The following is a 23,431-nucleotide window of genomic DNA, read 5'->3' as shown; positions in this document are numbered from 1 at the left end:
CATGGGAACACATGTTCTATTGTGGGGCTCAGTGCTACCGAGGAGGCGTCATGCGCTGGGAGAACCTCGCCCTGGAGTCCCGCCACGACCGGGCGTCGGACGCCGCGCTGTTCGGCGCGGACGCGGTCACGACCCGGACGTTCGACACGCCGGAGTTCGCCGGGATCACCTTCCACGAGGTCCGGGCCCGCTCGGTCCTCAACCGGGTGCCGGGCGCCTCCCGGATGCCGTTCGAATGGACGGTGAACCCCTACCGTGGCTGCACGCACGCGTGCGTGTACTGCTTCGCCCGCAAGACCCACAGCTATCTGGACCTCGACACCGGGATCGGCTTCGACACCCAGATCGTGGTCAAGGTGAACGCGCCGGAGGTGCTGCGCCGCCAGCTCGCCTCGCCCCGCTGGCACGGCGATCACGTGGCGATGGGCACGAACGTCGACTGCTACCAGCGCGCGGAGGGCCGCTACCGGCTGATGCCGGGCATCCTGTCCGCCCTGCGCGACCGGGCCAACCCCTTCTCGATCCTGACCAAGGGCACCCTGATCCTGCGCGACCTCGACCTGCTGAAGCAGGCCGCCGAGGTGACCGACGTCGGGATCTCCGTCTCGGTCGGCTTCACCGACACCGCGCTGTGGCGCACCGTGGAGCCGGGCACCCCGGCCCCCGAGCGGCGCCTGGACGTCGTACGGACCCTCACCGGGCACGGCATCGGCGTCGGCGTGCTGATGGCGCCGGTGATCCCGTTCCTCTCCGACGAACCGGCCCAGCTGCGGGCCACCGTGCGGGCGACGGCCGCGGCGGGGGCCACCTCCGTCACCCCGCTCGTGCTGCATCTGCGCCCAGGCGCCCGCGAGTGGTTCATGGCCTGGCTGGGACAGCACCACCCGCACCTGGTGCGCCGTTACGAGCGGCTGTACGCGGACGGCTCCTACGCCCCCAAGTGGTACCAGCGCCGGATCACCCGTCAGGTGCACGAACTGGCGCAGGAGTACGGCATCGGGCCCGCGCGCGCCGGGATGCCCCGCCGGATCCGGCCGACGGAGCAGGCGGAGGAACCCGCCCCGTCCGGGCCGACCCAGCTCACCCTGATCTGAGCGCGTTCGAGCGCATCCGGCGCCCGATCGGGTCAACTCTCACCGCAACACGTATGTCCGGACGATCTTTCCGGGACGATGCCGCGAGGGCCGTGAGCCACGCGGCCCGGCCACCTCCGGCCCCCTCCGTCCTGGGAGGACTCCTTGAACCCACGCGCGGCCCTGCTGTGCGCCACCGCCGTCGTCCTGGCCGGGACCGTCACGGCCGTACCGGCGGGCGCGACCCCCGCGCCCGCGGCCGCCGCGACGGCGAAGCTCGACTGGAAGACGTGCGCCACCACCGACCAGCCGACGCTGCAGTGCGCGTCCCTGAAGGTGCCGCTCGACCACGACACCCCCGGCGGGGAGCAGATCACCCTGGCGCTGTCGCGCGTCCCGCACACCGCGCGGACCTACCAGGGGCCGCTGCTGGTCAACCCCGGCGGGCCCGGCGGCCGGGGACTGTCCCTCGCCGGATTCGTCGCGTCGTCGCTGCCGAAGGCGGTGGCCGCCCAGTACGACGTCATCGGCTTCGACCCGCGCGGGGTGGGCAGGAGCACACCGGCCCTGGACTGCAGGCCCGGCCACTTCGGGCCCGTGCGCCCGGACTCCGTGCCGGCCACCGAGGCGGCCGAGAAGGCGAACCTGGAGCGGGCACGGGCCTTCGCCGAGGCGTGCGGCAAGAAGTACGCGCACGTGCTGCCGTTCATCGACACGGTCAGCGCGGTGCGCGACATGGACGCGATCCGCGCCGCCACCGGCGCGCCCAGGCTGAACTACTTCGGCTACTCGTACGGCACCTACCTCGGCGCGGTCTACGCCAAGCTGTACCCGCAGCGGGTGCGGCGCCTGGTCCTGGACTCGATCGTCGACCCCACGGGCGTCTGGTACGAGGCCAACCTCACGCAGGACGTCGCCTTCAACGACCGCCACCGCGCCCTGATGGCGTGGATCGCCAAGTACCACGAGACGTACCGGCTCGGCAGCGACCCGGAGAAGGTCGAGGCCGCGTGGTACGCGATGCGGGCGGCGCTCGCCAGGAAGCCGGCCGGCGGCAAGGTGGGCGCCGCGGAGCTGGAGGACACCTTCCTGCCCGGCGGCTACTACGACGGCTACTGGCCCCATCTCGCCAAGGCGTTCGCGGCGTACGTGAACGACGGGAAGGCCGATCCGCTGGTGCGGGCCTACGAGGACTACGCCGCCGTGGACGCCTCGGGGGACAACGGCTACAGCGTCTACACCTCGGTGCAGTGCCGTGACGCGCTCTGGCCGCGCGACTGGGACACGTGGCGTTCGGACAACTGGGCGGCGTACCGGAAGGCGCCGTTCATGGCCTGGAACAACGCCTGGTACAACGCGCCGTGCGCGTTCTGGCCGACCAGGTCGCGGGGCCCGGTGAACATCGCCAACGGGGCGCTGCCGCCGGCCCTGCTCTTCCAGGCGACGAACGACGCGGCCACCCCGTACGAGGGCGGCGCGCTGGTCCACGCGCTGCTGCGGGGCTCCAGCTTCGTGGTCGAACAGGGCGGCGGGAACCACGGCGTCACGCTGAGCGGCAACAGCTGCCTCGACAAGCACCTGGCGGCGTATCTGACCGACGGCACGGTCCCGCGCGGCACCGGCCCGGTCGACGCGGTGTGCGAGGCGCAGCCCGATCCGAAGCCGCCGACCTCGAAGGCCACCGCGCGCACGGCCCGCGGCTCGGCCCTGCACGGCCTGCTGGGCTTCCGCGGCTGAGCGCGGGCGCCGGGCCCGTCGGGGGCGTTGTCGGACCCGTGGTCCACCATGGACCCATGAGCGAACCGACCAGGATCCCCGCCCCCGACGGGGTCGCCCCCGCGGCCCAGTACGCGCACGTGGTCATGGGCTCCGGCCGTTTCGTGGCGATCTCCGGTCAGCTCCCTCTCGACGAGCACGGCGCGCTGGTCGGCGAGGGGGACCCGCGGGCGCAGGCCCGTCAGGTCTTCGAGAACCTGCGGCGCTGCCTCGCCGCGGCGGGCGCCGGCTTCGACGACGTCGTCAAACTGACCTACTTCGTCACGGACATGGCCCACATGCCCGCGATCCGCGCGGCCCGCGCCGCCCACATACCCGACGACCGCCTCCCGGCCGCCTCGGCCGTCCAGGTGGCCGCGCTGGTCCGCCCGGAGTTCCTGATGGAGATCGAGGCGTTCGCGGTCCTCGGGGCGTGACCCCGGGCGGCACAGAGCGCTGTTCCGTCAAGGAAGCGTCTTGGTGAGGGCCTGACAGTCTGATGGCCTGACATCTTGACGGCCTGCCAGTTTGACGGCCTGACGGTGTGCCGGATGGCCGGTCTGGCAGTGTGACGGCCTGGCGCCTCACGTCCCGCCGGTCCCGCCGGCCGCCTACCGCTGGCGGGGAATCCGCGCCAGCGCGTGCACGGCGGCCTCGGCGAGCGCGGGATGCGCGAGGGCCTCGTTCAGCACGGGCCGGGCACGGTCGTCGCCGAGCGAGCCGAGCCCCTCCACGCAGGCCAGGGCCACCCGTCGGTAGGGGTCGTGCGGGGTGAGCCGGCGCCGGAGCGTGGTGATCAGCGCGGGCACCGCCTCGGGCGCGCGCAGCCGCACCAGGAGCCGGACGGGGTGCAGGGCGTAGGCGACGCGCAGTTCGTTGGTGGCCAGCGCGGCGGCGGCGCGTGCGGTGCGGGGATCGCCGAGGCGGGCCAGGGCGTGGGCGGCGGAGGCGCAGCGCGGCGGATCGCGGTGGTTGAGCAGCAGCACGAGCGCCTCGAACGCCCGCGGGTCCCCGGCGAGCCCCAGCCGGAAGGCGGCCAGCTCCCGGGCCCACAGCGGCTGCCCCGACTCGGTGAGCACGTCCGCCAGTTCGTCGCGGTCCTCGGTGGCCGCGAGCCGTTCGAACGCGGCCGTGCCACCCGACTCCCGCCGTAAGCGCTCCGTGAGTGATCGCAACTCTTCGTCCATGCCCTCGAGGGTAGGGGCTGGGACACACCCCGGGGACCGGGCGGCGCGCAGCGGCGCTTGGAAGCACAACCAGCGCACTGGCGACGGATTCGAATGCGCCTCCGGTGTACGCGCGCCCGTTCCTCTCCAGGGCCGCGGCACCCCTCCGCGCGATCCCCTCCCCCTCAGCGACGTGCAGCAATGTCATGGACCACGAGCAGAGGAAGCATCCTCGGCGTCAACTTCGTTCAGCGACGGTCATGTTCGGCCGATTTTCGAAGCACATTAGTTCGCATGAGTGAACTTTCGAGGCGGAAAGGGCTGACCGCCCCCGTCAGTACGATGACGCACCCGACAGCACAGGAAGCGCCTGCTGTTGGCACATCTCCGCAGCAACCACAGCCATGAGCGGTGGTCCGAGCAGGAACGATCAAAAGCGTTGCTACTGATAAGTAATGAGCCGTCAGATGGACGTCGGAATCGACAGGAAAGGGTCGACGGCCTCCTCCCTGATGATGGGTGCCGTCGATGCGGGGCCGCTGGGCTCCTGCACCGAGGCGCCCGGCGGCGCCGTCGTCTTGTCCGAAGGGCCTTGACCAGATGAGTTCTCCCCCGCCATTCGATCCGTCCTCCTACGGGGAACTGATGCGCGGTCTGTTCCACAAGGTGCGGCTCGACACGTTCGAGACCTACGACGACCCGCGTTGCAACATCACGGCCGTCACCATGGAGGCCTTCACCGTGACCCTGCCCCGGCTGCCTGCCGGCACGAGCGTCGAGGAGACGTACGAGCGGCTGATGGACGCGAGCATGCAGCTCGCGGCGGACGGGATGAAGCGCGTACGGGACGGTTCAGGCCCGTACGAGGTGCACCTGGTCCCGCTCGTCTCCCTGTACGGCCCCCGGCTCGGCGAACTGGACGAGGAACTCCTCCCGTGGCTGGTCGCGGTCGACGGTCTGCCGCGCAAGGAGCGGGCCGTCTTCCGGGCCATAGCCCACCTGGGCTGGACCAACGTCCGGACCGCCGAGCTGCTGGACCGCTCCGAGGGCTGGACCAGCAAGCTCATGACACGGGCCAGATTCCTCTTGACGCGCGCCGGGGTCTCCGTGGAGGAGCTGCAGACGAGCTTCTTCGACATAGAGATCGAGAGAAGAAAGGACAAGGAATGACCCATGTGACGGCTCACCGCCGCAAGGCGCGTCTCATCGATCATGCCGCTCCGCCCACTTGCGAGGAGTGGCGGGAGAACGACGCCCGGTACTTCGAGGACATCGAGGCGGAGATCCGGCGCCGGGCAGCCGGGGGCGATCCCGGCCGGGCTCCCTGGACGTCGCCGCTGTACTTCGACACCGGCCACGGCACGTCCGCCACGCGACGCGCGCTGCTCGCACTGCGCCATCTTCCGCGCGGGGCGGTCGTCCGCCTGGTCCTGGACCGGCTGCTCCACGGGGAGAGCATCCGTCCCGCGACCGGCCCGGGCGCGGGACGCACCGGCGACGACGCCGACACCGAGGGGCGCGAGCACCGTGCTCACGACGGCCGCTCCCGCTTCCCGGACCACACCATGAGCCCGCCCACCCGGGGCGGGCGGACCATCGTGGCGTCGTCGGCCGGCGCATAGCCGCCGGCCGTCCGACGTCATGACGGAGCCGCCGCTCCCGGCCCCGGCCCACGGGCCACGGCCGCGGGGCGGCGGTCTCCGGCGCACCCCGCACCACCCACGGCCCGCCGCGAGAACAGAGAGCACGACGATGGCGACCCACGGCACTCCCCGGCAGACCGTCGCGAGATGCAGCAACGCGACGAGGGCGGGAATACCCCACGCCCGTACGACACCCGAGACCGGCCCGTACACCGGGGCGGACTCCGGCCCCGCGCCCGAACCGGACACCGACACGGACACCCCGCCCGCGTCCCGCACCACACCCGCGCCCGGCCCCGCGTCCGAACCCGACGCCGCCCCCGCACCCGGATCCGCACCCGCACCCGGCTCCGACACCGTCCGCACACTCGGGCCCGCGTCCGAACCCGACGCCGCCCCCGCACCCGTTCCCGCGTCCGCCCCTGCCCCCGCCCCCGCCCCCGCCCCCGCCCCCGGGGAGGGACCCGGCCCGGCGTCCGGCCGCCCGGCGGTGCGCCCCGCGCGCCGGACGCTCGCCCTCGGGGCCGTCCTCGCCCTGCTGGCCACCGCCTCCCTCACCTGTGTCGCCCTGGGCGTCCACCAGATGCTGGACCACTCCCCGCTCGCCAACGGGTTCCTGGCGCTGGCGGGTGTGTGCATGACCGGGGTCGCCGCCGGCGTCCCCATCCTCCTCCACCTCCGCCGCAGGGACCCCTCGGACGGCGGCCCCTGACGCGCGCGCCCGTGCGGAACAGGTCACACTTCCGAGGGCTGGCGCGCTCGTTACCCACCGGTTAAGCTCATACGAGCGAGTCACCCACTCGCTCATCCCTCGCGGCGGCCTGGTGACGCAGCCTCCGCGAGAGCAGTCGGTTCGGTACCTGGTACCGATGTACGACCCGGTCCCGGGACAGGGCCGGTCGGATTCCCGTTCGTCCGGTGGGCGTGTGCGCGCCCGCGGCGAGCGGCACCGGGCGTGTGCGCCAGTAGCCCGGCAACACCCGCACTCCTTCCGCACCCGGTGCGCCCGGGCCTCGCAGAGGCTTTCCGGCGCACCTGGGGGCGTTCCCAGTCGTCACCCTCTTTCTCTGGAGTCCCGCGATGGCCACTCCCCTGTCCGACACCCCTCTGTCCCCGCTCCGGACGATCGCCGTCGTCGGCCTCGGCACCATGGGCACCGGCATCACCGAGGTCCTGGCCAAGGCCGGCCGCGAGGTGATCGGCATCGACATCAGCGAGGCCCAGGCGGCGCGGTCGCTCGCCGCCCTGGAGGCCTCCACCGCCCGCGCCGTGCAGCGCGGCCGGCTGACCGAGGAGGAGCGCGCCGACGCCCTCGCCCGGGTCCGCACCTCCACCGACCTGCGCGCGGCGGCCGACGCCGACCTGGTGATCGAGGTGGCCCCGGAGTCGTACGAGATCAAGCAGCCGATCTTCCGTGAGCTGGACGGGATCGTGCGGCCGGACACGATCCTCGCGACCGGCACCAACGCCCTGTCGGTCACCCGGCTCGCCGCCGAGTCGGCGCGCCCGGAGCGGGTGCTGGGCCTGCACTTCTTCAACCCGGCGCCCGCGATGAAGCTGGTCGAGGTGGTCTCCTCGGTGCTGACCGCGCCGGCCGCCGTCACCGCCGTCACCAACCTCGCCCTCGACCTCGGCAAGGAGCCCGTCGCGGTCGGCGACCGCCCCGGGTTCGTCGCGGACGGGCTGCTGTTCGGCTACCTCAACCAGGCCGCCGCGATGTACGAGGCGCGGTACGCCTCCCGCGAGGACATCGACGCCGCGATGCGGCTCGGCTGCGGCCTGCCGATGGGTCCGCTCGCCCTGCTCGACCTGATCGGCGTCGACACGGCCCGTACGGTCCTGGAGGCCATGTACGCCGAGTCCCGTGACCGGCTGCACGCCCCCGCCCCGATCCTCAAGCAGCTCAGCGAGGCGGGCCTGACGGGTCGCAAGGCGGGCCGCGGCTTCTACACGTACGAGGCGCCGGGCAGCGCGACGGTCGTCCCGGACGCGCTGACGCCCGTCTCCGGCGGGACCGGGACGCCGGGGCGCGAGGTCCGCAGCGTCGGTGTCGCCGGTTCCGGCACCATGGCCTCCGGTATCGCCGAGGTGTTCGCCAAGGCGGGCTACGACGTCGTCCTGGCCGCCCGCAGCGAGGAGAAGGCGCAGACGGCGAAGGCCCGCATCGGCAAGTCGCTCGCCCGGTCCGTCGACAAGGGCCGGATGACCGCCGAGGCCGCCGCTCAGACCCTGGAGCGGATCACCCCGGCCGGCGGCTACGACTCCTTCGCCGACGTCGATCTGGCCGTCGAGGCGGTCGCCGAGGACCTGGAGATCAAGCAGCAGCTGTTCGCGACGCTGGACAAGGTGTGCAAGCCGGGTGCCGTCCTGGCCACCACCACCTCGTCGCTGCCGGTCGTCGCCTGCGCCCGCGCCACCTCTCGCCCGCAGGACGTCATCGGGATGCACTTCTTCAACCCGGCGCCGGCCATGAAGCTGGTCGAGGTCGTCCGTACCGTGCTGACGGCCGAGGACGTCCACGCGACGGTCCACGAGGTGTGCGGACGGATCAGGAAGCACGCCGTCGACTGCGGGGACCGTGCGGGCTTCATCGTGAACGCCCTGCTGTTCCCGTACCTCAACAACGCGATCAAGATGGTGCAGGAGCACTACGCCTCCCTCGACGACATCGACGCCGCCATGAAGCTGGGCGGCGGCTACCCGATGGGCCCGTTCGAGCTGCTGGACGTCGTCGGGCTCGACGTCTCCCTCGCCATCGAGAAGGTCCTGCACCGCGAGTTCCGCGACCCGGGTCTCGCCCCGGCCCCGCTCCTGGAGCACCTGGTGGCCGCGGGCTGCCTCGGCCGCAAGACCGGCCGCGGCTTCCGCGAATATGCCCGCCGCTGACGGCGCCGGCGACGGGTTCGAAGGGGACCGGGACTGGGGCGGGCTGCTGGACCCGGGCGGGCATCAGGCACCCGCCCGGCCGGGGCGTCTCCCCCCGGTCCGGCCCGGCGGTCCCCCGCCCCTGCCGGGCGGGGGAAACCCCGGACCTGCGCATCGAGCTGCGCACATGCAGTACGTTCGGGTCATGTCCCAGCCCGCCAGGTCCCCACGTACACCAGCCACGCCCGACGCGCCGGAGAGTGCCGCGGGCGGCCGCGCGGCCGCCCAACGGCTCAGGATGCGCCGCGAACTGGCGGCCGCGGCCATGGAGCTGTTCGCGACGAAGGGGTACGAGGCGACCACCGTCGACGAGATCGCGGCCGCGGCCGGCGTCGCACGCCGCACCTTCTTCCGCCACTTCCGTTCCAAGGAAGAGGCCATCTTCCCCGACCACGACGACACCCTGATCCGCGCCGAGGCCGTCCTCAACGCGGCCCCGGCGCACGAGCACCCCCTCGACACCGTGTGCCGCGGCATCAAGGAGGTCATGAAGATGTACGCGGGCCGCCCGGAGATCTCGGTCGCCCGCTACAAGCTGACGCGTGAGGTGCCCACCCTGCGCGAGGCGGAGATCGCCTCGGTGGCCCGCTACGAGCGGCTGTTCACCCGCTACCTGCTCGGCCACTTCGACGAGCACGCGCACGACGACGACGCCAACGACGACCCGCTGCTCGCCGAGGTCGCCGCCTCCGCCGTGGTCACCGCCCACAACCACGTGCTGCGGCGCTGGCTGCGGGCCGGCGGCCAGGGCGACGTCGAGGCACAGCTCGACCACGCCTTCGCGATCGTCCGCCGGACCTTCGGCACCGGCATCGGCGCCGGACGAAGCGGCGCCGCCCCCGCGAAGCAGGTCCCCGCGGCGGTCTCCGCCCAGGGCGAGGTGCTGGTGACGGTCGCCCGCACCGACGCCCCGCTGGACGAGGTCATGCGCACCATCGAGCAGGCGCTGAAGGAGCGCTGAGCCTCCTCTCCCGCAGCCCGGCCCCTGTGATGACGGCCACCCCACCGGGTGGCCGTTTTGGCATGTCAGAGCCCCTTTTCGCGCGGATTTCAGCGGCCGTTCGATCGATCATCGCTCATGTGTTACGTAAAGATTTCAGCTGAGAGGAAGTTCTGGCACTCAGTGCCTTGCGGGGTGACACGCGGTGTCATACGTTGAAGGAGTCCGGGCGGCCGGCGTGCAGAGACCATACGTACGCCGGCTGTCCCCGCAAGCCGACGGCTCGCGCGCCCGGACGCCTGCGTCACAGGCAACCTCCCGCGCCACAAAGCGCTGCCGAACAGCACCACCGCCGAACCGACGGCACCTTCCCGCAAACCCTCAGCAGCACCGACGTAACCCTCAGCGCCCCGCCCTCAGGGCGCTCACCGCCGGAGGCATCACCGTGACCGTGAAGGACATCCTGGACGCGATCCAGTCGCCGGAATCGACGCCGGCCGACTTCGCCGCCCTGCCGCTCCCCGAGTCGTACCGCGCGATCACCGTGCACAAGGACGAGACCGAGATGTTCGCGGGTCTCGCGACCCGCGACAAGGACCCGCGCAAGTCGATCCACCTCGACGAGGTCCCGCTGCCCGAGCTCGGCCCGGGCGAGGCCCTGGTGGCCGTCATGGCCTCCTCGGTCAACTACAACTCCGTGTGGACCTCGATCTTCGAGCCGCTGTCCACGTTCGGCTTCCTGGAGCGCTACGGCCGCCTCAGCGAGCTCACCAAGCGGCACGACCTGCCGTACCACATCATCGGCTCCGACCTCGCGGGCGTCGTCCTGCGCACCGGTCCCGGCGTCAACGCCTGGAAGCCCGGTGACGAGGTCGTCGCGCACTGCCTCAGCGTCGAACTGGAGTCGTCGGACGGCCACAACGACACCATGCTCGACCCCGAGCAGCGCATCTGGGGCTTCGAGACCAACTTCGGCGGCCTCGCCGAGATCGCGCTGGTCAAGTCCAACCAGCTGATGCCGAAGCCCGGTCACCTGTCGTGGGAGGAGGCCGCCGCCCCCGGCCTGGTCAACTCCACCGCCTACCGGCAGCTGGTCTCCCGCAACGGCGCCGGCATGAAGCAGGGCGACAACGTCCTGATCTGGGGCGCGAGCGGCGGACTCGGCTCGTACGCCACCCAGTTCGCGCTGGCCGGCGGCGCCAACCCGATCTGTGTCGTCTCCAGCGACCAGAAGGCGGACATCTGCCGCTCGATGGGCGCCGAGGCGATCATCGACCGCAACGCCGAGGGCTACAAGTTCTGGAAGGACGAGAACACCCAGGACCCGAAGGAGTGGAAGCGCTTCGGCAAGCGCATCCGCGAGCTGACCGGCGGCGAGGACATCGACATCGTCTTCGAGCACCCCGGCCGCGAGACCTTCGGCGCGAGCGTCTTCGTCACCCGCAAGGGCGGCACCATCACCACCTGCGCCTCGACCTCGGGCTACATGCACGAGTACGACAACCGCTACCTGTGGATGTCGCTGAAGCGGATCATCGGCTCGCACTTCGCCAACTACCGCGAGGCCTGGGAGGCCAACCGGCTCATCGCGAAGGGCAAGATCCACCCCACCCTGTCGAAGGTCTACTCCCTGGAGGAGACCGGCCAGGCCGCCTACGACGTGCACCGCAACCTCCACCAGGGCAAGGTCGGCGTGCTGTGCCTGGCCCCCGAGGAGGGCCTGGGTGTGCGCGACGAGGAGAAGCGCGCCCAGCACATCGACGCCATCAACCGCTTCCGCAACATCTGAGACACCCGAGGTCATAGATGACTGAGCGTCAGAAGGACCGGCCGTGGCTCATGCGCACGTACGCCGGTCACTCCACGGCCGAGGCGTCCAACGAGCTGTACCGGCGCAACCTCGCCAAGGGGCAGACGGGCCTGTCGGTGGCGTTCGACCTGCCCACGCAGACCGGCTACGACTCCGACCACGTCCTCGCCCGCGGCGAGGTCGGCCGGGTCGGTGTGCCGGTCGCGCACCTCGGTGACATGCGCAGGCTGTTCCAGGACATCCCCCTGGAGCAGATGAACACCTCGATGACCATCAACGCCACCGCCATGTGGCTGCTGGCGCTCTACCAGGTCGTCGCGGAGGAGCAGGGCGCCGACATCAGCCGGCTCCAGGGCACGACCCAGAACGACATCGTCAAGGAGTACCTCTCCCGGGGCACGCACGTGTTCCCGCCGGGGCCCTCGCTCCGGCTGACGACGGACATGATCGCGTACACGGTCTCCCACATCCCGAAGTGGAACCCGATCAACATCTGCAGCTACCACCTGCAGGAGGCGGGCGCCACGCCGGTCCAGGAGATCGCGTACGCGATGTCCACCGCCATCGCGGTGCTGGACGCCGTCCGCGACTCCGGCCAGGTGCCGGCCGAGAAGTTCGGTGACGTGGTCGCCCGGATCTCCTTCTTCGTGAACGCGGGCGTCCGCTTCATCGAGGAGATGTGCAAGATGCGCGCCTTCGGCCGCATCTGGGACCGGATCACCCGCGAGCGGTACGGCATCGAGGACCCCAAGCAGCGCCGCTTCCGGTACGGCGTCCAGGTCAACTCGCTCGGTCTGACCGAGGCGCAGCCGGAGAACAACGTCCAGCGGATCGTGCTGGAGATGCTGGCCGTCACGCTCTCCAAGGACGCACGCGCGCGTGCCGTGCAGCTCCCGGCGTGGAACGAGGCCCTGGGCCTGCCCCGCCCCTGGGACCAGCAGTGGTCGCTGCGCATCCAGCAGGTGCTCGCCCACGAGAGCGACCTGCTGGAGTACGAGGACATCTTCGAAGGCTCGCACGTCGTCGAGGCGAAGGTGAGCAAGCTGGTCGAGGAGTCCCTCGCGGAGATCGACCGGATCCAGGAGATGGGCGGCGCGATGGCCGCCGTCGAGTCCGGCTACCTCAAGTCGCAGCTGGTCTCCTCGCACGCCGAGCGCCGGGCCCGTATCGAGTCCGGGCAGGAGAAGATCGTCGGCGTCAACATCTTCGAGACGACCGAGCCCAATCCGCTCACCGCCGATCTCGACACCGCCATCCAGACGGTCGACCCGGCCGTCGAGGCCCGGGTCGTCGCCTCGCTCCGGCACTGGCGCGACACCCGCTACCAGCCGCCCTTCAACCACCCGCGCCCCTGCAAGGCGCTGGAGCGGCTGAAGGAGGCCGCCAAGGGCACCGACAACCTCATGGAGGCCACCCTGGAGTGCGCCCGCGCCGGGGTCACGACCGGCGAGTGGGCCGGGGCCCTGCGCGAGGTGTTCGGCGAGTTCCGCGCCCCCACGGGGGTCTCCTCGGCGCCGGTCGCGGTTCCGGCGGAGGAGGGGTCGGCCATGGCCGACGTCCGCCGCAAGGTGGAGGTGACGGCCAAGGACCTCGGCGTGGGCAAGCTGCGCTTCCTGGTCGGCAAGCCCGGCCTGGACGGGCACTCCAACGGCGCCGAGCAGATCGCCGTACGCGCGCGGGACGCCGGCTTCGAGGTGGTCTACCAGGGCATCCGGCTGACGCCCGAGCAGATCGTGGACGCGGCGCTCGCCGAGGACGTGCACGCGGTGGGGCTGTCGATCCTCTCCGGCTCGCACGCGCAACTGGTCCCCGACGTGCTCGAAAGGCTGCGTGTGGCCGGTGCCACAGATATACCGGTGATCGCCGGTGGCATCATCCCCAACGGGGACGCCGAGCAGCTCAGGGCCGCCGGAGTGGCCGCGGTGTTCACCCCGAAGGACTTCGACATCACCGGAATCATCGGCCGCATCGTCGACGAGATCCGGAAAGCGAACAAGCTCGACCCCCTGGAGGTCCCCGCATGACCGTCAACCGTCTGCGTCCCCGCCGCTCGTGTCTCGCGGTACCGGGCAGCAACCCGCGCTTCCTGGAGAAGGCGCAGGGCCTCCCGGCGGACCAGGTCTTCCTCGACCTGGAGGACGCGTGCGCGCCGCTCGCCAAGCCCGAGGCGCGGCACACCATCGTCAAGTTCCTCAACGAGGGCGACTGGACGGGCAAGACGCGCGTCGTGCGTGTCAACGACTGGACGACCGAGTGGACGTACCGTGACGTCGTGACCGTCGTCGAGGGCGCGGGCCAGAACCTCGACTGCATCATGCTGCCGAAGGTGCAGACCGCCGAGCAGGTCGTCGCGCTCGACCTGCTGCTGACGCAGATCGAGAAGACGATGGGCTTCGAGGTCGGCAAGATCGGCATCGAGGCGCAGATCGAGAACGCGCAGGGCCTGAACAACGTCAACGCCATCGCGCAGGCCTCCCCGCGCGTGGAGACGATCATCTTCGGCCCGGCCGACTTCATGGCGTCGATCAACATGAAGTCGCTGGTCGTGGGCGAGCAGCCGCCCGGCTACCCGGCGGACGCCTACCACTACATCCTGATGAAGATCCTGATGGCCGCCCGCGCCAACAACCTCCAGGCGATCGACGGCCCCTACCTGCAGATCCGCAACATCGACGGCTACCGCGCGGTCGCCCAGCGCGCCGCCGCCCTCGGTTTCGACGGCAAGTGGGTGCTGCACCCGGGCCAGGTCGAGGCGTCCAACGAGATCTTCTCGCCCTCCCAGGAGGACTACGACCACGCCGAGCTGATCCTGGACGCGTACGACTACTACACGTCCGAGGCGGGCGGCAAGAAGGGCTCCGCGATGCTCGGCGACGAGATGATCGACGAGGCCAGCCGCAAGATGGCCCTGGTCATCTCCGGCAAGGGCCGCGCCGCCGGCATGCAGCGCACCAGCAAGTTCGAGATCCCCGCCAACTAGAGGAGCCCTGAGCGCGATGCAGTTCGGACGCACCTACGAGGAGTTCGAGGTCGGGGCGACGTACAAGCACTGGCCGGGCAAGACGGTCACGGAGTACGACGACCACCTGTTCTGTCTCCTCACCATGAACCACCACCCGCTCCACATGGACACCAACTATGCGGAGAAGACGACGGACTTCGGCAAGAACGTCGTCGTGGGCAACTACATCTACTCGCTGCTGCTCGGCATGAGCGTGCCGGACATCTCCGGCAAGGCGATCGCCAACCTGGAGATCGAGTCGCTCAAGCACGTGGCGCCGACCTTCCACGGCGACACGGTCTACGGCCAGACGACCGTGCTCGACAAGTGGCCGTCCAAGTCGAAGAACGACCGCGGCATCGTCTACGTCGAGACCAAGGGCTACAAGCAGGACGGCACGCTGGTCTGCGTGTTCCGCCGCAAGGTGATGGTGCCGACCGAGACGTACATCAAGGAGCGCGGCGGCGAGCAGCCCGGCCGCCCGGAGCTGAAGTCGCAGGAGAAGTAAGCCATGGCCCGTCTCGCCCAGACCGCCGGTCTGACCGACGTCCAGCAGGAGATCCTCTCCACCGTCCGCGACTTCGTGGACAAGGAGATCATCCCGGTCGCGACCCAGCTGGAGCACCGCGACGAGTACCCCCAGCAGATCGTCGACGGCCTCAAGGAACTGGGTCTGTTCGGCCTGATGATCCCCGAGGAGTACGGGGGTCTGGGCGAGTCGCTCCTGACGTACGCCCTGTGCGTCGAGGAGATCGCCCGCGGCTGGATGTCGGTCTCCGGGATCATCAACACGCACTTCATCGTGGCGTACATGCTCAAGCAGCACGGCACGCAGGAGCAGAAGGACCACTTCCTCCCGCGGATGGCGGCCGGCGACATCCGCGGCGCGTTCTCGATGTCGGAGCCGGCCCTGGGCTCGGACGTCTCGGCGATCACGTCGAAGGCGGTCAGGGACGGCGACGAGTACGTCCTGAACGGTCAGAAGATGTGGCTGACGAACGGCGGCACGTCGTCCCTGGTGGCCGTCCTGGTCCGGAGTGACGAAGGACACCCCGAGGGCACGGCGCCCCACAAGTCCATGACGACCTTCCTGATCGAGAAGGAGCCCGGCTTCGGTGAGGTCCGCCCCGGCCTGACCATCCCGGGCAAGATCGAGAAGATGGGTTACAAGGGCGTCGACACCACCGAGCTGATCATGGATGGCCTGCGGCTTCCCGCCGATCGGGTGCTCGGAGGGGTCACCGGCCGAGGTTTTTACCAAATGATGGACGGCGTCGAGGTGGGCCGGGTCAACGTGGCGGCGCGTGGCTGCGGCGTCGCTCAGCGTGCGTTCGAACTGGGCGTCCGGTACGCCCAGCAGCGTCACACTTTCGGCAAGCCGATCGCCCAGCACCAGGCGATCCAGTTCAAGCTCGCCGAGATGGCTACCAAGGTCGAGGCCGCGCATGCCATGATGGTGAACGCGGCACGCAAAAAGGACTCCGGCGAACGTAACGACCTCGAGGCCGGTATGGCGAAGTACCTCGCCTCCGAGTACTGCAAAGAGGTCGTGGAGGACGCCTTCCGGATCCACGGGGGCTACGGCTTCTCCAAGGAGTACGAGATCGAGCGCCTCTACCGTGAGGCCCCGATGCTGCTGATCGGTGAAGGTACCGCCGAAATCCAGAAAATGATCATTGGGCGCCGACTGCTCGAAGAGTATCGGTTCCAGGGATAGATGTCCGGGTTGGGGGTGTTTTCTTCGAGAAGAAGATCACACCCCGTCAACTTCCCTCGGCCGTCGACTCGGCTTCCTGGCTTACCCAGTTGCGCCCCCGAACCGCTACGATCGCCGGAAAGCCGCCGTCCCCCCGTCGAAGCGCGGCATCATCCGCTACGAAGGTCATCCATGCCCCACAGCCAAACCTCTGCACACCGCGACCGCCTGGTAGGCGCACGCCTCGCGCGCGGAGCATCGCCGTGGCTTCTGCCGACCGTCGCCACCGCAGCCGTCAGCCTGGTCCGCGCCCGCCGCTCGGGCGTCGCCAAGGCCGTCGCCGTGCCCGCCACCGCTCTCGCGGCGGGCATGCTGTGGTTCTTCCGCGACCCCGAGCGCGAGATCGCCCCGGGCCGGGTCATCTCCCCCGCCGACGGAGTGGTGCAGAGCATCATGCCGTGGAAGGACGGACGCACCCGGGTGGCGATCTTCATGAGCCCGCTCAACGTCCACGTCAACCGCGCGCCGCTGGCCGGCACGGTGACGTCGGTCGAGCACATCCCCGGCGGCTTCGTTCCCGCGTTCAACAAGGAGAGCGAGAACAACGAGCGCGTCGTCTGGCACTTCGACACCGAGCTCGGTGACATCGAGATGATCCAGATCGCCGGTGCCGTCGCCCGCCGTATCGTCCCCTACATCCCTGAGGGCACGAAGGTCGAGCAGGGCGAGCGGATCGGCCTGATCCGCTTCGGTTCGCGCGTCGACATCTACCTGCCCGAGGGCGTGGACGTCGCGGTCGAGGTCGGGCAGAAGACCGTGGCGGGGGTGACTCGCATTGACCGTGATTGACCCGGAGACCCAGGCGGGCTGGGTGCCCGAGGCCGACGAGGTGGACGAAGAGGAGGAGATGCCCCTCTCTCTGCGTCTGTCGATAGCGGACACGCTCACCCTCGGCAACGCCACGTGCGGCTTCATGGCGGTGTACTTCACCACCACCGGGATCCTGATCCCGCACCTCACCGGCAGCCAGGAGTCCGGCATGGCCCGCCACAGCGCGGCCACGGCGGTCATCCTGATGCTCTGCGCGGCGGTCTTCGACCTGTTCGACGGCCTGGTGGCGCGCAAGCTCCGCTCCTCGCCGATGGGCGCCGAGCTGGACAACCTCTCGGACCTGATCAGCTTCGGTCTGGCCCCGGCGTACTTCGTCCTCGTCTACGGCATGGTCGCCGACGACGCGCACCAGCGGGTGGCGGCGGTCGGCGCGATCGTCGTTCTGCTGGCCGTGGTGCTGCGCCTGGCGCGCTTCTCGTGCGTCACCCCGAGGAACGGCATGTTCCAGGGCATGCCCTCGCCGTTCGGCGCGCTGACGGTCGTCTCGATCGTCCTGCTGGAGCTGCCCTTCGTGGCCACCCTGCTGGCGATCCTGGGCACCGCCTGGCTGATGGTGAGCCGGGTGGAGTACCCGAAGCCGCGGGGCCGCCTCGCCGGCGCGATGCTGTGCTGGATCGTGCTGTCGATGGGGCTCCTGGCCGCCTGGGCCTTCGACGCCCCCAGCGGCCAGCTGCTCCTGCAGACGGGCTGCGCGCTGCAGCTGGTCATGGGCGCGGTCATCCCGCTGTTCGCCACGGCCCGCCGGGTGAACAACTTCCGCGACAACCGGCGCGAGGCCCGAGCGGCCCAGCTGCCGTAGCGCGACGCCGAGCAAGAGGGCCCCGGACCGTTTCGGTCCGGGGCCCTTCGCTTCGTCCGTGCGGGGGCGAAGCCCCCGGGACTCTCCCGCCGTCAGCCCAGGAAGTCGCGTCCGATCCGCTCGGCGACCCGTTCCAGGATCGGGCCGGCGTCGGCGATGCAGGTCGCGACGTCGGGCTCGACCTCCGTGAGCGGGTAGGCCCGCCGGATGCCGGCCCGGCCCAGGGCCTCGGGCGGCAGGGCGAGGCGCCCGCACACGGCGACGACCTCCTTGCCGGCCGCCCGCGCGGCCGCGGCGACCCCGGCGGGAGCCTTGCCGTGCAGGGTCTGCTCGTCCAGCGACCCCTCCCCCGTGATCACCAGGTCCGCCCGCTCCAGGGCCGGCGCGAAGCCCAGCACGTCGAGCATGACCTCGATGCCGGCCCGGAACCGGGCGCCGAGCAGCAGAGCCCCGTATCCGATACCGCCCGCGGCCCCCGCGCCCGGCGCGGCCGCGTACTCCGCCGCCCGCGGCCCGGCCTCCGCCTCCAGCACCTTCGCGTAGTGGGCGAGCGCCGCGTCCAGCGCGTCGACGTCGTCCGGGGAGGCGCCCTTCTGCGGCCCGTAGACCGCGGGCGCGCCCTTCGGCCCGGTCAGCGGGTTGTCGACGTCGCTGGCGAGGATCAGCTCCACCGCGGACAGCCGGGGGTCGAGCCCCGACAGATCGGCCCGGGCGAGGTCGGCGAGCCCGCCGCCGCCCGGCGCCACCGGCTCCCCTTCCCCGTCCAGGAACCGCGCGCCGAGCGCGGACAGCATGCCCGCGCCGCCGTCCGTGGTGGCGCTGCCGCCGACCCCGAACACGATCGTCCGCACGCCCGCGTCCAGCGCGGCCCGCAGCAGCTCTCCGGAGCCGTACGTCGACGCCGTGAGCGGTGCGAAGACACCGGCCGGCAGCCGCTGCAGGCCGCTCGCCTCGGCCATCTCCACCACGGCGGTGTCGCCGCGCAGCGCGAACGCGGCGGTGACCTCGTGCCCCAGGGGCCCGGCGACCCGTACCTCCCGGCGTTCGAAGCCGGCCGCGACCGCCGCGTCCACCGTGCCGTCGCCGCCGTCGGCGACCGGCAGGGCCTCCACCTCGGCGTCCGGCACGACCCGGCGCAGCCCGGCCGTCACCCGCTCGGCGACCTGTACGGCCGTCAGCGACCCCTTGAACTTGTCCGCGGCCACGAGCACCCGCCGGGTGCCCTGCGCTGCAGCGTCCGCCACCGTTCTCATCCCCTTGCTCTCCGGGCCCCGCGCACGTCAGGGCCAGTCGCGCCGCAGTGACCTTAACCGGCGGACGCCCCCGCCGTCATGCGATGCCCGCACCCTGGAACAACCCTGAGCGGCGGCTGTGGGAGCCGCCAAAACCCGCGCGAGAGCTCCCGGAATCGGGTAGACCGGAGCCATGACCCCTGTGGGCGCCGACCCGGACCTCGCCGACCGCGTGCTCGGCGGCTGGCTGGGCCGGATCGCCGGCAACATGCTCGGCAAGCCGGTCGAGCAGGGCGAGGTGTGGACCCGCGAGCGCATCGACGGCTACCTGCGGCGCACCGGCGCCCTGCCGCTCACCGACTATCTGCCCGAGCCGCCCACCGAGGAGGACCGCCTGCGGCTGCGCCCGGAGTGGCGTGCGTGCGTGCGCGGCCGCATCCACGGCAGCTGCCGCGACGACGACGTCGACTACGCGATCCTCGGCCTGCACCTCCTGGAGACCCACGGCTTCGGCTTCAGCACCGAGCAGGTCGGGGACCTGTGGCTGCTGCGGCTGCCGTACCTGCAGACGTTCACCGCGGAGCGCGCCGCCTACCGCAACCTCGCCAACGGTCTGAAACCGCCCCTGACGGCGACGTACGACAACCCGTACCAGGAGTGGATCGGCGCCCTCATCCGCGCCGACGTCCACGGCTGGACCTCTCCCGGTGACCCGCGCCGCGCCGCCGCCCTGGCCCGCCGGGACGCCGTCCTCTCGCACACCGGCAACGGCGTCTACGGTGCCATGTGGGCGGCGGCGCTGATCGCGGCGGCGTTCACCGCGCCGACGGTGCACCGGGCGCTCGACGAGGCGCTGGCCGTCGTACCGGCGAGCAGCCGCCTCGCGCGGACCGTACGCCGGGTCGCCGCCCTCCACGACACGGGGCTGGCCTGGGAGGACACGCTCACCACGATGGCCGGGGAGACCGCCGGCCTCGGCTGGATCCACACCGTCCCCAACGCCGCCGTCCTCACCGCCGGGCTGCTGTACGGCGACGGCGACTTCACCCGCACCGTCGCCCTCACCGTGCGCGGCGGCCTGGACACGGACTCCAACGGGGCCACGGCCGGTTCGGTGGCCGGTGTCCTGAACGGGGCGCGGGCGATCCCGGCCCGCTGGAAGGAGCCGCTCGAGGACACCGTGCGCAGCGCGGTGTTCGGCTTCGACGGGGTGCGGATCAGCGAGCTGGCGGAGCGGACGGTGCGGCTGGCGGGGCCGGAGTACCGGGGCGGATGACGGCGAGCCGGTCCACCAGCAGTTCCACCCTCCGCTCGGTGTCCTCCGGCGGCTGCCGTCCCGCGCGGGTCAGGGTGGCCAGTCCGTGCAGGGCCGCCCAGAACGTCTCGGTGAACAGTGCCGGGTGGACGCCGTCCCCGGCGACCGCGGCGAGCGTCTCCAGCAGGGCGGCGAAGGCGTCCTTCAGCGGCTCCGGAGTGTCCTCCTGCGCGAACGCCAGGCCGCCGTCGAGCTGGAACATCGCGTCGTAGACCGCCGGGTTGCGCTCGGCGAACGAGAGGTAGGCGCGGGCGAGGGCGGTGACCCTGGCGCGAGGGCCGTCCGCGGCTGAGGCCGCGGCCCGCAGCGCCACGGCCATCTCGGCGGCGCCCTGGAGGGCGACGGCTCCGATGATCTCGCGCTTGCCGCGGAAGTGGCTGTAGAGGACGGGCTGGCTGTATTCGATGCGTTCGGCGAGCCGGCGGGTGGTGACCGCGTCCCAGCCCTGCTGCTCGGCGAGTTCGCGGGCCGTCGCCACGATGAGGCGCTCGCGGACCGCCCGTTCGCGCTCCTTGCGTTCCTGTACCGACATGCGCCGATCCTAGCATCGCTAGACAATCGAGCGGCGGCAGTACTAGCGTTGCCTCAACATCTAGCAACGCTAGATCCCAGGAGGGGTCCATCATGCTCGTCGCACTGGAGATCGTCACCGTCGTGGTCGTCGGCGTGATGGTGGGGGTGGAGTTCTCCGTCGCCTTCGTCATCAACCCGATCCTCAAGGCCCTCCCCGACGACAGCAACCAACGCGGCCGGAGCCACGGGGGCCGGATGCTCGGCGCGGTGATGCCGTTCTGGTACATCGGCTCGCTCGTCCTGAGCGCGGTCTGGGCCGTCGCCGGACGGCACCACGGCGGCGCCGGCCTCGTCGTCGCCGCCGGCGCGCTGCTGATCCTCAGCGTGGTCATGTCGCTCCTGCTGCTCGTCCCGATCAACAACCGGGGCAAGACGTGGACCGTCGAGAACCGGCCCGCGGACTGGAAGGAGCAGATGAACCGCTGGGACCGCTTCCACTACGTCCGCGTGGCCGTCCTCATCGCCGCCTTCACCCTGCTGGTCGCCGCCCTCGCCTGAGACCGGCTGAGGCGTACCGTCCTACGTACGGATGAACTTGGCGGGGGCGGCCGGACCAGGCTGGATACCCTGCCGGGGTGACTACTTCCAGCACGTCCGGCTTCGCCGCCTACATCGCCTCACTGCCCCGTGTCCTGGCCGGGGCCGCCGCGCTCTTCCGTGACGCGGAGGGCCGGGTCCTGCTCGTCGAGCCCAACTACCGGGACGGCTGGGCCCTGCCGGGCGGCACCATCGAGTCCGACCAGAACGAGTCCCCGCGTCAGGGCGCGCGCCGCGAGACGCTCGAGGAGATCGGTCTCGACCGCGCGCCCGGGCGGCTGCTCGCGGTGGACTGGGTGACCGGGCCGGGCCGGCCGCCGCTGGTGGCGTACGTCTACGACGGCGGTGTCCTCGGCGAGGACGATCTCAAGGCGATCCGGCTGCAGGAGGAGGAACTGCTGTCCTGGCGGCTGGTCCCGCGCGAGCGGATCACCGACCATCTGCTGGGCGCGCTGGGCCACCGGGTCCTGGCCGCGCTGGACGCGCTGGCGGACGGTTCGGGGCCGGTCGAGCTGGAGAACGGCCACCGGGCCGGCTGACCCCGCCCGGCGTCAGCCCTCGGGGTCCCGGGGCTTGCCGTCCGCCTCGCGCAGCGCCTCGTCGCGTACGGCGACCCGGGCCTCGGTGCGGTGGCCGCGCTCGATGTAGTCCCGGACGACGAGCTCGACGGCGTCCTGGGGGCTGCCGACGCCGGAGAGAACCATGACCTCGACGACGAGTTCGGCGTCGAGGGAGACGGTGACCTTGGCCATGTGGGGACAGTAACACCGGGCCCGGCACCGGGATATCCGTTCGCCTCGAACAGACAGGCGCCCTACTCTCCCCCCATGAACAGGCCACTCGTCGCCATTCTCAGCGGTGCGGGCATCTCCACCGATTCCGGGATCCCCGACTATCGCGGTCCGAACGGGCTGTGGCGGCGGGATCCGGAGGCGGAGAAGCTCGTCACCTACGACCACTACATGGGCGACCCGGAGATCCGGCGGCGCTCGTGGCGGATGCGGCGGCAGAACCAGGCGCTGGACGCCGAGCCGAACGCCGCGCACCTGGCCGTCGCCGAGCTGGAGAGGTCCGGGACCGCGGTGCGGGTGATCACCCAGAACGTGGACGGGCTCCATCAGCTCGCCGGCGTGCCCGGCCGCAAGGTACTGGAGCTGCACGGCACCGCACGCAGCGTCGTCTGCACGAAGTGTCATGCCCGCGGTCCGATGGACGACGCCCTCGCCCGCCTCGACGCCGGCGAAGAGGACCCGCCCTGCCTGGAGTGCGGCGGCATCCTCAAGCCGGCCACCGTCATGTTCGGCGAACGGCTCGACCCGGTCGTCCTCGGCGAGGCGCTCGCCATCACCAAGGCGTGCACCGTGTTCGTCGCCGTCGGCACCAGCCTGCAGGTACAGCCAGCCGCAGGCCTCGCCGGCGTCGCCGCCGACCACGGCGCCCGCCTGATCGTCGTCAACGCCGAGCCGACGCCGTACGACGACCTCGCCGACGAAGTCCTCCGCGAACCCATCGGCACCGCCCTGCCCCGGCTCCTCCGCAGCCTGCACGACGAAAGCACGTGAGCGACCTACAGCCCTCCCGGCGGCGAGGACCGCTTCTGCGTTCCTCCCCCGCCGCGGGTCCGGCGGTCGAAGCGGGTGCGGGCGCGGGCGTGGGCGTCGTGCAGGAGCCGGGTGACCAGGTCGAGGGTGTGTTCGGCGGGGTTCACGACGGAGATCCAGCCGAGGGGGCCGTACACCGGGTGGGGGGTCAGGGTGTCGGTGGCCGTGTGGTCGCGGGGGCGGGTGAGGGCGCGGGGCTCTTCTCCGGTGAGCCGGCGGAAGGCCGTGCGGTCGACGTGGATGTTCACGCGCCAGCGGTCCGGGGGGTCGAGGTCGGAGGCGGTGTCGTCGGGGTAGTTCTTGGTGACGATCGTTCCGTACGGCTGGACGTCGCGGGGCATCCGCCCGTCGGGGGCGTAGTAGAAGAACGCGTCCCCCCAGGCGAGTTCGGGGAAGTCGCCGCCCGGGGCCGGGACGACCACGAGCGCGCCGGCGAAGGAGCGGACGGTCGTGATGATCTGGTCCATACTCATG

24 protein-coding genes are annotated in these 23,431 nt (G+C 71.3%); 19 read left to right on the top strand and 5 right to left on the bottom strand.

Going from position 1 to position 23,431, the window contains the following annotated elements; genetic code table 11:
* Window positions 1-50: 50 nt before the first annotated feature.
* The 3 genes from ACFY30_RS05935 to ACFY30_RS05925 all read left to right on the top strand — a co-directional run bounded on the left by ACFY30_RS05935 (window position 51) and on the right by ACFY30_RS05925 (window position 3,265).
* Window positions 51-1,094: an Rv2578c family radical SAM protein gene (locus ACFY30_RS05935; RefSeq protein ID WP_390843925.1), complete on the top strand. Its 1,044-nt coding sequence runs from the start codon at window positions 51-53 to the stop codon at window positions 1,092-1,094.
* A 144-nt stretch (window positions 1,095-1,238) separates the two neighbouring features.
* On the top strand, window positions 1,239-2,810 hold the full coding sequence (locus ACFY30_RS05930; protein WP_390843924.1) for an alpha/beta hydrolase: 1,572 nt from the start codon (window positions 1,239-1,241) through the stop codon (window positions 2,808-2,810).
* Window positions 2,811-2,866: 56 nt separating this feature from the next.
* A complete protein-coding gene (locus ACFY30_RS05925) occupies window positions 2,867-3,265 on the top strand; it encodes a RidA family protein (RefSeq protein ID WP_390843923.1) in 399 nt (132 codons plus the stop codon).
* Window positions 3,266-3,439: 174 nt separating this feature from the next.
* On the opposite strand, the gene ACFY30_RS05920 is transcribed toward ACFY30_RS05925, so the two are convergent.
* The gene (locus tag ACFY30_RS05920; RefSeq protein ID WP_390843922.1) at window positions 3,440-4,015 is read right to left on the bottom strand and encodes an adenylosuccinate lyase; all 576 of its coding nucleotides are present in this window, start codon (window positions 4,013-4,015) and stop codon (window positions 3,440-3,442) included.
* 579 nt (window positions 4,016-4,594) lie between these two features.
* Between ACFY30_RS05920 and ACFY30_RS05915 the strand changes: the two genes are divergently transcribed.
* From ACFY30_RS05915 to pssA, 12 genes are all read left to right on the top strand, one after another.
* The gene (locus ACFY30_RS05915; RefSeq protein WP_390843921.1) at window positions 4,595-5,164 is read left to right on the top strand and encodes a hypothetical protein; all 570 of its coding nucleotides are present in this window, start codon (window positions 4,595-4,597) and stop codon (window positions 5,162-5,164) included.
* Window positions 5,161-5,616 (top strand): hypothetical protein, encoded by a 456-nt coding sequence (locus ACFY30_RS05910; protein ID WP_390843920.1) that lies wholly within the window; start codon window positions 5,161-5,163, stop codon window positions 5,614-5,616. Before ACFY30_RS05915 ends, ACFY30_RS05910 begins: the two co-directional genes overlap by 4 nt.
* A gap of 130 nt (window positions 5,617-5,746) precedes the next feature.
* Entirely contained in the window at window positions 5,747-6,349 is a 603-nt protein-coding gene (locus ACFY30_RS05905; protein WP_390843919.1) for a hypothetical protein, read from the top strand.
* 368 nt (window positions 6,350-6,717) lie between these two features.
* Window positions 6,718-8,523: a 3-hydroxyacyl-CoA dehydrogenase family protein gene (locus tag ACFY30_RS05900; RefSeq protein ID WP_390843918.1), complete on the top strand. Its 1,806-nt coding sequence runs from the start codon at window positions 6,718-6,720 to the stop codon at window positions 8,521-8,523.
* 184 nt (window positions 8,524-8,707) lie between these two features.
* Window positions 8,708-9,523 (top strand): TetR family transcriptional regulator, encoded by an 816-nt coding sequence (locus ACFY30_RS05895; protein ID WP_390843917.1) that lies wholly within the window; start codon window positions 8,708-8,710, stop codon window positions 9,521-9,523.
* Between the two features lie 424 nt (window positions 9,524-9,947).
* Entirely contained in the window at window positions 9,948-11,291 is a 1,344-nt protein-coding gene (ccrA, locus tag ACFY30_RS05890; RefSeq protein WP_390843916.1) for a crotonyl-CoA carboxylase/reductase, read from the top strand.
* A gap of 17 nt (window positions 11,292-11,308) precedes the next feature.
* Entirely contained in the window at window positions 11,309-13,336 is a 2,028-nt protein-coding gene (locus ACFY30_RS05885) for a protein meaA (RefSeq protein ID WP_390843915.1), read from the top strand.
* Entirely contained in the window at window positions 13,333-14,292 is a 960-nt protein-coding gene (locus tag ACFY30_RS05880; RefSeq protein WP_390843914.1) for an HpcH/HpaI aldolase/citrate lyase family protein, read from the top strand. Before ACFY30_RS05885 ends, ACFY30_RS05880 begins: the two co-directional genes overlap by 4 nt.
* A gap of 16 nt (window positions 14,293-14,308) precedes the next feature.
* A complete protein-coding gene (locus ACFY30_RS05875; protein ID WP_390843913.1) occupies window positions 14,309-14,821 on the top strand; it encodes a MaoC family dehydratase in 513 nt (170 codons plus the stop codon).
* A 3-nt stretch (window positions 14,822-14,824) separates the two neighbouring features.
* Window positions 14,825-16,030 (top strand): acyl-CoA dehydrogenase family protein, encoded by a 1,206-nt coding sequence (locus tag ACFY30_RS05870; protein ID WP_390843912.1) that lies wholly within the window; start codon window positions 14,825-14,827, stop codon window positions 16,028-16,030.
* 171 nt (window positions 16,031-16,201) lie between these two features.
* Window positions 16,202-16,858, top strand: a complete 657-nt coding sequence (locus tag ACFY30_RS05865) for a phosphatidylserine decarboxylase (RefSeq protein ID WP_390658808.1) — start codon at window positions 16,202-16,204, stop codon at window positions 16,856-16,858.
* Between the two features lie 22 nt (window positions 16,859-16,880).
* Window positions 16,881-17,699, top strand: coding sequence for a CDP-diacylglycerol--serine O-phosphatidyltransferase (gene pssA / locus ACFY30_RS05860; RefSeq protein ID WP_390844195.1), 819 nt, complete (start codon window positions 16,881-16,883; stop codon window positions 17,697-17,699).
* A gap of 92 nt (window positions 17,700-17,791) precedes the next feature.
* Here pssA and ACFY30_RS05855 read toward each other — a convergent pair whose 3' ends face one another.
* Window positions 17,792-18,910 (bottom strand): glycerate kinase, encoded by a 1,119-nt coding sequence (locus ACFY30_RS05855; RefSeq protein WP_390844194.1) that lies wholly within the window; start codon window positions 18,908-18,910, stop codon window positions 17,792-17,794.
* 214 nt (window positions 18,911-19,124) lie between these two features.
* Here ACFY30_RS05855 and ACFY30_RS05850 point away from each other — a divergent pair, with 214 nt between their 5' ends.
* The gene (locus tag ACFY30_RS05850; protein WP_390843911.1) at window positions 19,125-20,207 is read left to right on the top strand and encodes an ADP-ribosylglycohydrolase family protein; all 1,083 of its coding nucleotides are present in this window, start codon (window positions 19,125-19,127) and stop codon (window positions 20,205-20,207) included.
* Here ACFY30_RS05850 and ACFY30_RS05845 read toward each other — a convergent pair.
* Window positions 20,149-20,778 (bottom strand): TetR/AcrR family transcriptional regulator, encoded by a 630-nt coding sequence (locus tag ACFY30_RS05845; protein WP_390843910.1) that lies wholly within the window; start codon window positions 20,776-20,778, stop codon window positions 20,149-20,151. The genes ACFY30_RS05850 and ACFY30_RS05845 overlap by 59 nt on opposite strands.
* Before the next feature lie 92 nt (window positions 20,779-20,870).
* Between ACFY30_RS05845 and ACFY30_RS05840 the strand changes: the two genes are divergently transcribed.
* Together ACFY30_RS05840 and ACFY30_RS05835 are read left to right on the top strand one after the other, a co-directional pair.
* Window positions 20,871-21,317 (top strand): anthrone oxygenase family protein, encoded by a 447-nt coding sequence (locus ACFY30_RS05840; protein WP_390843909.1) that lies wholly within the window; start codon window positions 20,871-20,873, stop codon window positions 21,315-21,317.
* Window positions 21,318-21,394: 77 nt separating this feature from the next.
* On the top strand, window positions 21,395-21,895 hold the full coding sequence (locus ACFY30_RS05835) for an NUDIX domain-containing protein (protein WP_390843908.1): 501 nt from the start codon (window positions 21,395-21,397) through the stop codon (window positions 21,893-21,895).
* A gap of 12 nt (window positions 21,896-21,907) precedes the next feature.
* On the opposite strand, the gene ACFY30_RS05830 is transcribed toward ACFY30_RS05835, so the two are convergent.
* The gene (locus ACFY30_RS05830) at window positions 21,908-22,108 is read right to left on the bottom strand and encodes a type II toxin-antitoxin system VapB family antitoxin (RefSeq protein WP_390843907.1); all 201 of its coding nucleotides are present in this window, start codon (window positions 22,106-22,108) and stop codon (window positions 21,908-21,910) included.
* Between the two features lie 75 nt (window positions 22,109-22,183).
* On the opposite strand from ACFY30_RS05830, the gene ACFY30_RS05825 reads away from it, so the two are divergent.
* Window positions 22,184-22,918, top strand: a complete 735-nt coding sequence (locus tag ACFY30_RS05825; protein WP_390843906.1) for an NAD-dependent deacetylase — start codon at window positions 22,184-22,186, stop codon at window positions 22,916-22,918.
* Between the two features lie 5 nt (window positions 22,919-22,923).
* On the opposite strand, the gene ACFY30_RS05820 is transcribed toward ACFY30_RS05825, so the two are convergent.
* Window positions 22,924-23,424 carry a DUF6194 family protein gene (locus ACFY30_RS05820; protein ID WP_390844193.1) on the bottom strand — a complete coding sequence of 167 codons (501 nt, stop codon included), beginning with the start codon at window positions 23,422-23,424 and terminating at the stop codon, window positions 22,924-22,926.
* Between the last annotated feature and the right edge of the window lie 7 nt (window positions 23,425-23,431).

Origin of the sequence: Streptomyces sp. NPDC000345 (assembly GCF_042898825.1) — a bacterium.
In the GTDB taxonomy this organism is placed as follows: Bacteria; Actinomycetota; Actinomycetes; order Streptomycetales; family Streptomycetaceae; genus Streptomyces.
Note: the sequence above shows the minus strand (reverse complement) of the source record. Positions and strands in the feature narration are given on the sequence as shown.